Source organism: Sinomonas halotolerans, from assembly GCF_039615075.1.
Lineage (GTDB): Bacteria > Actinomycetota > Actinomycetes > Actinomycetales > Micrococcaceae > Sinomonas > Sinomonas halotolerans.
Window position 1 is genome coordinate 32,025 of record NZ_JBDFRB010000019.1, and the last position, 11,068, is coordinate 43,092.

Consider the following 11,068-nt stretch of genomic DNA (forward strand, 5'->3'; position numbering starts at 1 on the left):
CCCCGTCGGGGGGCCAACGGACAACGTACCAAGGAGAACCCCGTGGCAATGTCGCCTGCGGCCCAGCGGCCCGCACCGGCCAAGAAGCCGGTGGACCGAACCCATTTCCTCTACATCGCAGTCATCGCAGCAGTCGTCCTCGGCGTCGTGGTCGGCCTCGTATTCCCGGGCAAGGAGGGCTTCGCGGCAAGCCTCAAGCCGGTGGGGGACGCCTTCGTGGCACTCATCAAGATGATGATCGCGCCGGTCATCTTCTGCACGATCGTCCTGGGCATCGGATCGATCGCGAAGGCCGCCACGGTCGGGAAGGTCGGAGGCCTCGCGCTCGCCTACTTCATGGCGATGAGCACGTTCGCCCTGGGCATCGGCCTCGTGGTGGGCAACATCGTCCACCCGGGCGAGGGCCTGGACCTCGCCGACGCCACCTACGAGGCAGCCGAGTCGAAGGACACCACCGAGTTCCTGCTCGGCATCATCCCCAAGACGATGCTCTCGTCCCTGACCTCGGGCGAGATCCTCCAGACCCTCTTCGTCGCGCTCCTCGTCGGCTTCGCCCTCCAGCGCATGGGCCGCACCGGCGCCATGCTGCTCGAGTTCATCCGCCAGGCGCAGGCCCTGGTCTTCCGCATCCTCATCATGATCATGTGGCTCGCCCCGATCGGTGCCTTCGGCGCGATCGCGGCCGTCGTCGGCGCGACCGGCTGGCAGGCCGTGCTGAGCCTCGGAACGCTCATGCTCGCCTTCTATGCCACGTGCATCGTGTTCATCGTGGTGGTGCTCGGCACGCTCCTGAAGGCCGTCTCCGGCGTGAACATCTTCAAGCTCATGAAGTACCTGGGCCGCGAGTACCTCATCATCGTCTCGACCTCGTCCTCCGAGGCCGCTCTTCCCCGCCTCATCGCCAAGATGGAGCACCTCGGCGTCTCGAAGCCGGTGGTCGGCGTCACCGTCCCGACGGGCTACTCGTTCAACCTCGACGGCACCGCGATCTACCTCACGATGGCCTCGCTCTTCATCGCCACCGCCATGGGCACGCCGTTGGGCCTCGGCGAGCAGATCGGCCTCCTGGTGTTCATGGTCATCGCCTCGAAGGGCGCCGCAGGCGTCACCGGAGCCGGCCTCGCGACACTCGCGGGCGGACTCCAGGCCCATGCGCCGCAGCTCGTGGGCGGCGTCTCCTTCATCGTGGGCATCGACCGCTTCATGTCCGAGGCCCGCGCCCTGACCAACTTCACGGGCAACGCGGTGGCGACCGTGCTCATGGGCACGTGGACCAAGGAGATCGACCGCAGCCGCGTGGACGAGGTCCTCTCCGGCCAGCTCCCCTTCGACGAGACCACCATGCTCGCCGAGCACGGGCACGGCGGCGATACCGCCGAGGGAAGCCCGGTGCAGGGCGCAGGGCAGAAGGTCCCGGCCGGCGTCTGAACGTCGCGCCGGCGCCTGGCGCCCGCCAGGCCGTCGCACCCGCCGGGCCCTGGCCTGGCCTGAGGGGCCGTCCGGATTCCGGGCGGCCCCTCAGGGCATTCCCCGCTCGCGGGGCGCAAACCCTGAAGCTCCGGTTGAAGGTGAGGCGCGCCGGGGGCGATGTGTCAAGGTTCGCCGGATGCGTGTCGTGCCTGTGTACGCTGGCATGAAGGAACCGCAGCACAGCGATACCGAAAGTGTGGAGATACGTGAGCAACGATCAGGGGTCAATGACTCTCGAGGGCATCTCGGAGGACGCCGAGGACACCGTCCTGGGCCCCACCGGCCGGCCGTTGCACGAGTTCCCGGTGCCCGCGCCGCTCGACTCGCACGGCCCGGCCCGCGTGATCGCCATGGTGAACCAGAAGGGCGGGGTCGGCAAGACGACCTCCACCATCAACCTCGCCGCGGCGCTCGCCGAGTACGGCCGCAGGGTCCTGCTCGTGGACTTCGATCCGCAGGGCGCGCTCTCCGCGGGGCTCGGCATCAACCCCCACGAGCTCGAGACCACGGTCTACAACGTCATGATGGACCGGCACGTGGACGTGCACGACGCCATCCGCGAGACGAGCATCCCGGGCCTTGACCTCCTCCCGGCCAACATCGACCTCTCGGCCGCCGAGGTCCAGCTCGTCACCGAGGTGGCACGCGAGCAGGTCCTCGCGACGGCCCTGCGGAAGGTGGAGGACGAGTACGACCTCATCCTCATCGACTGCCAGCCCTCGCTCGGCCTCCTCACCGTCAACGCGCTCACGGCCGCCCATGGCGTCGTGATCCCGCTCATCTGCGAGTTCTTCGCCCTGCGCGCCGTGGCCCTGCTCGTCGAGACCATCGAGAAGGTCCAGGACCGCCTCAACCCGCGGCTCACCGTGGACGGCGTCCTCGCCACGATGTACGACGCGCGGACCCTCCACAGCCGCGAGGTCCTCGCCCGCCTCGTCGAGGCATTCGGGGACAAGGTGTTCGAGACGGTGATCAAGCGCACCATCAAGTTCGCCGACGCCACGGTGGCCGCGGAGCCGATCACGCAGTACGCCTCCAACCACCCCGGCGCCGAGGCCTACCGGAGCCTGGCCCGCGAGCTCGTGGCCCGCGGTGGCGCTCCCTGACGAGACGCCTGCGGAGCCGTCCCGGTCCGGCTTCGAAGTCCGGCTGACCAACTTCACCGGTCCGTTCGACCTCCTGCTCGGGCTCATTGCGAAGCGGCGTCTGGATGTCACCGAAGTCGCGCTCGCAACCGTCACGGACGACTTCATCGCCTACACGCGCGCCCTCCAGGACCGCGGCGAGGACTGGGAGCTGGACGAGGCCAGCGAGTTCCTCGTCATCGCCGCCACGCTCCTGGACCTCAAGGCCGCCCGGCTTCTGCCCGCCGGCGAGGTCGAGGACGAGGAGGACGTGGCGCGGCTCGAGGCGAGGGACCTCCTGTTCGCACGGCTGCTGCAGTACAAGGCGTTCAAGGAGGTGGCCGGGATCTTCGCCGGCACACTCGAGGTGGAGGCCCGTCGCTACCCGCGCTCGGTCACGCTCGAGCCCGCATTCGCCGCGCTGCTGCCCGAACTCGTCTGGCGGCACACCCCCGCCGAGTTCGCGGCGCTCGCGGCCGCGGCCTTCGCGCCGAAGGAGGCACCGGCGTCGGAGGTCTCCCTCGGGCACCTGCACGCGCCCCCGGTGAGCGTGCGGGAGCAGGCTGCGGTGCTCGGTGCACGGCTGCGTGCCGCCGGTTCCTTGAGCTTCCGCGCACTGACGGACGACGCCGACTCCCGGCTCGTGGTGGTGGCGCGCTTCCTGGCGCTGCTCGAGCTCTTCCGCGACCGGGCGGTCGCCTTCGAGCAGGCGGCGCCGCTCGCCGAGCTCATGGTGCGGTGGACGGCCGCGGAGGGCTGGACGGCCGAGCGGGTCAGCGAGGAGTACGAGGACTGGGGACAGCAGGCCGAGCCCGGGGAGCCCGGGGAGCCGGCGGTGCCGAGGAGGTACGAGGAGGATGCAGCAGATGCACGGGTCTAGGACGGTCGGGGCGGCCCTCGAGGCTGTCCTCATGGTGGTCGACGAGCCGATCGGCGCGAGCGAGCTCGCCTCCGCCCTCGACGAGCCTCTTGACACGGTGGAGGAGGCCCTGCGGTCGCTCGCCGCCGAGTACGACGAGCAGGGCCGCGGGTTCGAGCTGCGCGCGGTCGCGGGCGGTTGGCGGTTCTACTCGCGGCCCGAGTATGCCGGCTTTGTCTCCAAGTACGTCCTCGAGGGGCAGACCTCGCGCCTGACGCAGGCCGCGCTCGAGACCCTCGCGGTCATCGCGTACCGGCAGCCCGTGGGACGTTCACGCGTCGCCGCGATCCGCGGCGTCAACGTCGACTCGGTGGTCAAGACGCTCGTCTCGCGCGGGCTCATCGAGGAGGCGGGCACCGATCCCGAGTCCGGTGCGATCCTGTATGCGACCACGTCCTATTTCCTGGAACGGCTCGGGATCGGCTCGGTGGCCGAGCTCCCCGAGCTTTCTCCGCACCTCCCCGGCCTCACGGAGCTCGCCGGGCTGGCCGAGCTCGAGGGCGGCTACCCGGGCCGCGGTGCCTGATCCGGTATCCTTGAAGGCGGGCTTTCGCCCTTCTTCCTCCTAATCCCCTTACATCCGTAACATCCGTCCGCAGCGAGCGGGCGTCAATATCGCAGAGGCATTGGTCATGACACAGGCGGGACGCCAGGGTTCACCACGCAACAACAACAGCAGGGGCCGCGCAGGCCAGCAGGGCGGTGGGCCCTCGCAGGGCGGCGCCGGAGGCCGCGGGAGCTCGGCGCGCGGCGGCGCCAAGGGCGCGCCGAAGGCACCCTCGCGCCGCCGCGGCGAGCGCCCCCAGCCCAAGGGGTCCGGCGCCGCGCCCTTCGCGGGTGAGCGCTTCGGCCAGAGCCTCGGTCCCGTCCGCGGGTCCGAGCGCAAGGCGCCTTCGCCCCTGCCCCAGCACCGTCCCCGCCCCTCGCGCGCCGAGATGAGCGCCGAGGGCGTGCGGCTGCAGAAGGCCATGGCCAACGCCGGCGTCGCGTCGCGCCGCGTGTGCGAGGAGCTGATCGCGGAGGGCCGGGTCGAGGTCAACGGCCAGATCGTCACCGAGCTCGGCACCCGCGTCGACCCGGAGAAGGACGTCATCCATGTCGACGGCGTCCGCGTGCAGACCAACGAGCACCTCGTCTACATGGCGTTCAACAAGCCCCGCGGGGTGGTGTGCACGATGGACGACCCTGAGGGCAGGCCCTGCATCTCGGACTACCTCCGCCCGGGCTCGCCTGAGCGCCTGTTCCACGTCGGACGCCTCGACACCAACACCGAGGGCCTGCTGCTCCTCACGAACGACGGCGAGCTCGCCAACCGGCTCACCCACCCGTCCTACGAGGTGCCCAAGACGTACGTGGTCCAGGTCCGCGCACCCATGCCCCAGGGCATCGGCGCGCAGCTCCGCCGAGGCGTCGAGCTCGAGGACGGCGTGGCCAAGGTGGACTCGTTCCGACTCGTGGACTCGACGCCGGGCTTCGTGCTCGTCGAGGTGGTCCTCCACTCGGGCAAGAACCGGATTGTGCGCCGCATGTTCGACGCGGTGGGCTTCCCCGTGCAGCGCCTCGTGCGCGCCAAGGTAGGCCCGATCGGCCTGGGCGACCAGAAGCAGGGGACCATCCGCAAGCTCGGCAAGCAGGAGATCGGCCACCTCATGGCCGCGGTCGGCCTCTAGGCCGGGGGAGAGCATGGCACTCACCCACCTGCACGGGCCCGTGGTCGTGATCGGCACGGGCCTGCTAGGGACGAGCATCGGCCTGGGCCTCGAGCACCGCGGGGTCCCCGTCTACCTCGAGGACCCGTCCCCGACCAACCAGGCTGTCGCCGTGGACATCGGCGCGGGCCGGCCGGTGGCCGAGATGAGCCCCGTGGCCGAAGGCCGCGGCGCGGTCCAGCCCGAGCTCGTCGTCGTCGCCGCGCCGCCGGACGTCACGGCGGAGGTCGTCGCCTCTGCCCTCGCTCGGTGGCCGCGCGCCGTCGTCGTCGACATCGCGAGCGTCAAGTCGGGCATCCTCGCCTCGCTGCGTGCTGCCGGTGCGGACACGGCGCGCTACGTGGGCACCCACCCCATGGCGGGCCGCGAGAAGTCCGGGCCGGTCGCCGCGCGCGGCGAGCTGTTCACGTCGATGCCCTGGGTGGTGTGCGCACACCCTGACGCGACTCCGGAGGCCGTCCGCATCGCGAAGGCCCTCGGCACGGACCTCGGCGCCATGGTGGTCGAGTTCGACGCCGACGAGCACGACGAGGCCGTGGCCCTCGTGAGCCACCTCCCGCAGGTCATGTCCTCGCTGCTCGCGAGCCGGCTGCAGGGCACGGACCTGCGCCTCCTCGCCCTCGCTGGGAACGGGCTGCGGGACACCACCAGGATCGCCGCGAGCGACCCGGGCCTGTGGGTGCAGATCCTCGGTGCCAACGCCTCCAAGCTCGTCAGCCACCTCTACGGGGTGCGGGAGGACGTGGAGCGGCTCATCACGACGCTCGAGGCGCCGACCGCGCCGGGCGCGCGGCTCGACCTCGCCCAGCTCATGAGCGAGGGAAACGCCGGCCAGGCCAGGATTCCCGGCAAGCACGGCGGTCCGCCGCAGGCGTTCGCGTGGCTCACGGTGCTCGTCGACGACCGTCCGGGCCAGATCGCGCGCCTCCTCACGGAGATCGGCGAGATCGGGGTAAACCTCGAAGACCTGCGCCTCGACCATTCGTCGGGGCGCAACGTGGGCATGGTGGAGATCTCCGTGCTCCCGAGCAAGCACGATGCACTGGTAGCTGAACTGGAGGAACGCGGATGGCGGGTACTGCAATGACGGCCTCGGGACTTGGCGAGGGCACCTCTGCCGGAGTCCGGGCACACGGGTCCGTCGGCTCGGGCGAGCCTGTGCGCGTGGGCCGGCCGCTCGTCGTCGCGATCGACGGCCCGTCCGGCTCCGGCAAGTCCAGTGTGTCCAAGGAGGTGGCCCGCCGCCTGCGCGTGGCCTACCTGGACACAGGCGCGATGTACCGGGCCGTCGCATGGGACTGCCTCGAGAAGGGGATCGACCTCACGGACGGGGCGCTCGTCGAGGCGGCCGCCCGCGCGCTCGAGCTAGAGCTGAGCACGAGCCCCGACCACGAGCGCGTCCTCGTCCGCGGAACCGACGCGACGGACGCGATCCGCGATCCGCGCATCTCTGCCTCCGTGAGCGCCGTCGCAACGAACCTCGGGGTGCGGGACGAGCTCATCCGGCGCCAGCGCGCCCTCATCTCCGAGCATGGGCGCCGCATCGTCGTCGAGGGCCGTGACATCACGACCGTCGTGGCGCCCGACGCCGAGGTGCGGCTCCTGCTCACGGCCTCCGAAGAGGCCCGCCTCCGCCGCCGCGGCGCCCAGCTCGGCGGCACCCAGAGCGACGAGCAGCTCGCCCAGCAGGTCCTCGAGCGGGACGCCAAGGACTCGGCGGTCGCGAGCTTCACACGCGCCGCGGACGGCGTCTACACCGTCGACTCATCCGACCTCGACTTCGAGCAGACGGTCACGGCCGTCCTCGGCGTCGTCCACGCGGTCGTCGACGGCCGCTCCACTTCCGGCGCCTGAGGCGCCCCACCCACTTCCTAGGAGACCTCCATGACTGATTCCCGGGACTCTGCTCCCGCCGCCGTGGACGGCGCCGTGGACGGCGACGAATACGTGCCCGAGGGCGCCGATCAGGTCGCCGAGCACCTCGCCGCGATGGACGACGAGGAGGCGGAGCAGCGCGCTGCCGCCCTCCGCGCCGGGCTCGAGGACTATGAGCTCGACGAGGAGGACGCACGCCTGCTCGAGGGGCTGGACGAGGACTGGGACCCGGACGCGCCCACGCGCATGGACCCGGTCCTGGCGATCATCGGCCGCCCCAACGTGGGCAAGTCCACGCTCGTCAACCGCATCCTGGGCCGCCGTGAGGCGGTCGTCGAGGACGTCCCGGGCGTGACGCGTGACCGCGTCTCGTACCCGGCCCACTGGAATGGGCGCAACTTCACGCTCGTGGACACCGGCGGCTGGGAACGGGACGCGAAGGGCATCCACGCGATGGTCGCCGAGCAGGCTGAGATCGCGGTGGGCCTCGCGGACGCCGTCCTCTTCGTCGTCGACTCTGCCGTGGGCGCGACCGCTACTGACGAGGCCGTCATGCGCATGCTGCGCAAGGCGAAGAAGCCCGTCCTGCTCGTCGCGAACAAGGTGGACGACTTCGTCCAGGAGGCCGACGCGGCTGCGCTGTGGGGCCTGGGCTTCGGCCAGCCGTGGCCCGTCTCCGCCCTGCACGGGCGGGGCGTGGCCGACCTGCTCGACGCCGCCCTCGAGGTGCTGCCCGAGTTCTCGGCCGTCGCCGGGGTCGAGCGTTCCGGCGGTCCGCGCCGCGTGGCGCTCATCGGGAGGCCCAATGTGGGCAAGTCCTCGCTCCTGAACAAGCTCGCCGGGTCAGAACGGGCGGTGGTCAACGAGCTCGCCGGCACGACCAGGGACCCGATCGACGAGTACATCGAGCTCGGCGGCCGCACGTGGCGCTTCGTGGACACGGCGGGCATCCGCCGCCGCCAGCACATGGCGCACGGCGCCGAGTACTACGCCTCGCTGCGGACGCAGGCCGCGCTCGAGAAGGCGGAGGTCGCCGTCGTGCTCCTCGCCGCGGACGAGGTGCTCTCCGAGCAGGACGTGCGCATCCTCAATCTCGCGATCGAGTCCGGGCGCGCGCTCGTGCTCGCGTTCAACAAGTGGGACCTCATGGACGAGGAGCGCCGGCGCTGGCTCGAGCGGGAGATCGAGAAGGACCTCGCCCACGTGGAGTGGGCGCCTCGCGTGAACATCTCCGCCAAGACCGGCTGGCATAGGGACCGCCTCGTGCCCGCGCTCGACAAGGCGCTCGAGGGCTGGGACACCCGCATCCCGACCGGGCGGCTCAACGCCTTCCTCGGCGAGCTCGTCGCGGCCCACCCGCACCCCGTGCGAGGGGGCAAGCAGCCGCGCATCCTCTTCGGCACCCAGGCCCAGAGCCGGCCCCCGAAGTTCGTCCTGTTCACGACCGGATTCCTCGACCCGGGCTACCGCCGCTTCATCACGCGCCGCCTGCGCGAGACGTTCGGATTCGAGGGCACGCCGATCGAGATCGGCATGCGCGTCCGCGAGCGCCGCAGCCGCAAGAAGTAGGCCCACAGCGCCCAGTGCGGGAGGGCTCAGGGCCCTCCCGTCAAGGCGCCGCGCGGAGGCCGCTCGGATTGGAGATTGCGGGCCGCTTCCTATAAGCTGAAGCGGTTGCTTGAACGGACGCGAACAGCGAGAACGGGCGGGCAAAGTTCGGGCTGTAGCGCAGCTTGGTAGCGCACTTGACTGGGGGTCAAGGGGTCGCAGGTTCAAATCCTGTCAGCCCGACACACACAGGGTCCTGATCTGCTTCGGCAGATCGGGGCCCTTTGTCGTCTCCGAGGACGGGAGACTTCGTATACGACTTCCGCTCCGGCGCTTGATGGGCTGTGACACGTGGCTTACCATCATGTGAGCGATAGTTGAACTGACAGTTCTAATATCGAACACAGTCGTCCGGCAGGCACCCACAGCGAAGTGAGGAATACCGTGCAGTTCCACCATCACGGATATGTGTCCACCAACCCCAAGGCCCAGCCCGTGGCAGGGACCGGCATCGACCGCCCGGACGTGCTCCCCGAAGAGGTCGACGTCCTCATCGTCGGGACGGGACCCGCCGGCATGATCACCGCGGCCCAGCTCTCCCGATTCCCCCACGTGACCACCCGCATCGTCGAGCGCCGCGGGGGACGCCTCCAGATCGGCCAGGCGGACGGGATCCAGGCCCGCAGCGTCGAGACCTTCCAGGCGTTCGGCTTCGCCCCTGAGATCACCGCCGAGGCGTACCACATCACGGAGATGAACTTCTGGGCCCCGGACCCGGAGAACCCGAAGGACATCATCCGCACCTCGCGTGCAGTCGACGACGAGATGGGCATCAGCGAGTTCCCGCACCTGATCGTCAACCAGGCGCGCGTGCTCGACTACTTCGCCGAGTTCATGCGGAACTCGCCGACCCGCATGGAGCCGGACTACGGCTGGGAGTTCGTCAGCCTCGAAATCGGCGCGGGGGAGTACCCCGTGGCCGTCGAGCTCGCCGGCACCGCCCACAACGAGGGCCAGCGCCGCACCGTGCGGGCCAAGTACGTGGTCGGCTCCGACGGCGCCCGCAGCGGGGTGCGCGATGCGATCGGGGCCGAGATGTCGGGCGACCGGGCCAACCACGCCTGGGGCGTCATGGACGTGCTGGCCAACACGGACTTCCCGGACATCCGGACCAAGTGCGCCATCCAGTCGCACGACGGCGGCAGCATCCTGCTCATTCCCCGGGAGGGCGGCTACCTGTTCCGCATGTACGTGGACCTAGGCGTGGTCTCTGAGGGCGACCACGGCAAGGTCAGGGAGACCCCCCTCGAGGAGGTCATCCGCAAGGCCAACGAGATCATGCACCCGTACACCGTGGACGTGAAGAGCGTCGCGTGGCACAGCGTCTACGAGGTCGGCCACCGCGTCACCCACCGCTTCGACGACGTCCCGACGGCCGAGGCGGGGGCCCGCGCGCCCCGCGTGTTCATCACGGGCGATGCCTGCCATACGCACAGCGCCAAGGCCGGGCAGGGCATGAACGTCTCGATGCAGGACGGCTGGAACATCGGCTGGAAGCTCGGCCACGTGCTCGAAGGCCGCAGCCCGGAGAGCCTCCTTTCCACCTACACGGCCGAGCGCCAGGTCATCGCCCAGAACCTCATCGACTTCGACCGGACGTGGTCCTCCATGATGGCCAAGAAGCCGGAGGAGTTCGAGAACCCGGCGGAGCTGGCGGACTTCTACGTGCGCACCGCAGAGTTCCCGGCCGGCTTCATGACCCAGTACACGCCGTCGATGATCGTGGCCGAGGCGGTCCACCAGGACCTCGCCACAGGGTTCCCGGTCGGGAAGCGCTTCAAGTCCGCCAAGGTGACACGCATCTGCGACACCAACCCGCTCCACCTCGGCCACCTCGCCGAGGCGGACGGGCGCTGGCGGATCTACGCCTTCGCCGACGCTGCCCGGGCCGGCGCCCCCGGCGCCGCGCTCTCGGCCTTCGCCGACTGGCTGGCCAGCAATCCGGCCTCGCCGGTCGTGGCGACGCCGGAGGGACTGGACCGCGACGCGTGGTTCGATGTCAAGGTCATCTACCAGCAGGACCACCACTCATTCGACCTCGGGGACGTCCCCGCCGTGTTCAAGCCGCAGGTAGGCCCGTTCCAGCTCAACAACCTCGAGAACGTCTTCGGCACGTACAAGGGCGAGGACATCTTCGAAGAGCGCGGCATCTCCCGCGAGGGGGCCGTGGTCGTGGTCCGGCCCGACCAGTACGTCGCCAATGTCCTGCCGCTCGGTGCCACGGACGAGCTCGGCGCCTTCTTCGCCGCCGTGCTCGGCTCCAAGCGAGCCGAGACGGTCTGAGCCGTCGCTCCACGGCCCCGGGCCGCCGCCGCCAGGCGGGGGGGGCGGGCGGGGGGCCCGCGGGGCCGGGCGGCGCCCCC

The 11,068-nt window shown here is 70.4% G+C and carries 9 protein-coding genes and 1 tRNA gene; all 10 read left to right on the forward strand.

The window, feature by feature from the left end; translation table 11 throughout:
* Positions 1–48: 48 nt before the first annotated feature.
* The 10 genes from ABCQ75_RS15110 (at position 49) to ABCQ75_RS15155 (ending at position 10,988) form a co-directional block, all read left to right on the forward strand.
* Positions 49–1,428 (forward strand): cation:dicarboxylate symporter family transporter, encoded by a 1,380-nt coding sequence (locus tag ABCQ75_RS15110; RefSeq protein ID WP_345886485.1) that lies wholly within the window; start codon positions 49–51, stop codon positions 1,426–1,428.
* Between the two features lie 269 nt (positions 1,429–1,697).
* Entirely contained in the window at positions 1,698–2,576 is an 879-nt protein-coding gene (locus ABCQ75_RS15115; protein WP_427916118.1) for a ParA family protein, read from the forward strand.
* Entirely contained in the window at positions 2,563–3,474 is a 912-nt protein-coding gene (locus ABCQ75_RS15120) for a segregation and condensation protein A (protein WP_345886447.1), read from the forward strand. The genes ABCQ75_RS15115 and ABCQ75_RS15120 overlap by 14 nt, the downstream gene beginning before the upstream one ends.
* Positions 3,452–4,039 carry an SMC-Scp complex subunit ScpB gene (gene scpB, locus ABCQ75_RS15125; RefSeq protein ID WP_345886448.1) on the forward strand — a complete coding sequence of 196 codons (588 nt, stop codon included), beginning with the start codon at positions 3,452–3,454 and terminating at the stop codon, positions 4,037–4,039. Before ABCQ75_RS15120 ends, scpB begins: the two co-directional genes overlap by 23 nt.
* A 106-nt stretch (positions 4,040–4,145) precedes the next feature.
* Positions 4,146–5,183, forward strand: a complete 1,038-nt coding sequence (locus tag ABCQ75_RS15130; protein WP_345886450.1) for a pseudouridine synthase — start codon at positions 4,146–4,148, stop codon at positions 5,181–5,183.
* Between the two features lie 13 nt (positions 5,184–5,196).
* Positions 5,197–6,309, forward strand: a complete 1,113-nt coding sequence (locus ABCQ75_RS15135) for a prephenate dehydrogenase (RefSeq protein WP_345886452.1) — start codon at positions 5,197–5,199, stop codon at positions 6,307–6,309.
* Positions 6,291–7,076, forward strand: coding sequence for a (d)CMP kinase (gene cmk / locus ABCQ75_RS15140; protein WP_345886453.1), 786 nt, complete (start codon positions 6,291–6,293; stop codon positions 7,074–7,076). The genes ABCQ75_RS15135 and cmk overlap by 19 nt, the downstream gene beginning before the upstream one ends.
* Positions 7,077–7,106: 30 nt before the next feature.
* Positions 7,107–8,666, forward strand: a complete 1,560-nt coding sequence (gene der, locus ABCQ75_RS15145) for a ribosome biogenesis GTPase Der (RefSeq protein ID WP_345886455.1) — start codon at positions 7,107–7,109, stop codon at positions 8,664–8,666.
* A 148-nt stretch (positions 8,667–8,814) separates the two neighbouring features.
* Positions 8,815–8,888, forward strand: a tRNA-Pro gene (locus ABCQ75_RS15150).
* A gap of 201 nt (positions 8,889–9,089) precedes the next feature.
* Positions 9,090–10,988, forward strand: coding sequence for an FAD-binding monooxygenase (locus ABCQ75_RS15155; RefSeq protein WP_345886457.1), 1,899 nt, complete (start codon positions 9,090–9,092; stop codon positions 10,986–10,988).
* The last annotated feature ends 80 nt before the right edge of the window (positions 10,989–11,068 follow it).

Bases quoted from the DNA above. Each gene is read 5' to 3' on its own strand.
- ABCQ75_RS15110 (WP_345886485.1), top strand. From the start codon at position 49: ATGTCGCCTGCGGCCCAGCGGCCCGCACCGGCCAAGAAGCCGGTGGAC.
- ABCQ75_RS15115 (WP_427916118.1), top strand. From the start codon at position 1,698: ATGACTCTCGAGGGCATCTCGGAGGACGCCGAGGACACCGTCCTGGGC.
- scpB (WP_345886448.1), top strand. From the start codon at position 3,452: ATGCAGCAGATGCACGGGTCTAGGACGGTCGGGGCGGCCCTCGAGGCT.
- ABCQ75_RS15130 (WP_345886450.1), top strand. From the start codon at position 4,146: ATGACACAGGCGGGACGCCAGGGTTCACCACGCAACAACAACAGCAGG.
- ABCQ75_RS15135 (WP_345886452.1), top strand. From the start codon at position 5,197: ATGGCACTCACCCACCTGCACGGGCCCGTGGTCGTGATCGGCACGGGC.
- cmk (WP_345886453.1), top strand. From the start codon at position 6,291: ATGGCGGGTACTGCAATGACGGCCTCGGGACTTGGCGAGGGCACCTCT.
- der (WP_345886455.1), top strand. From the start codon at position 7,107: ATGACTGATTCCCGGGACTCTGCTCCCGCCGCCGTGGACGGCGCCGTG.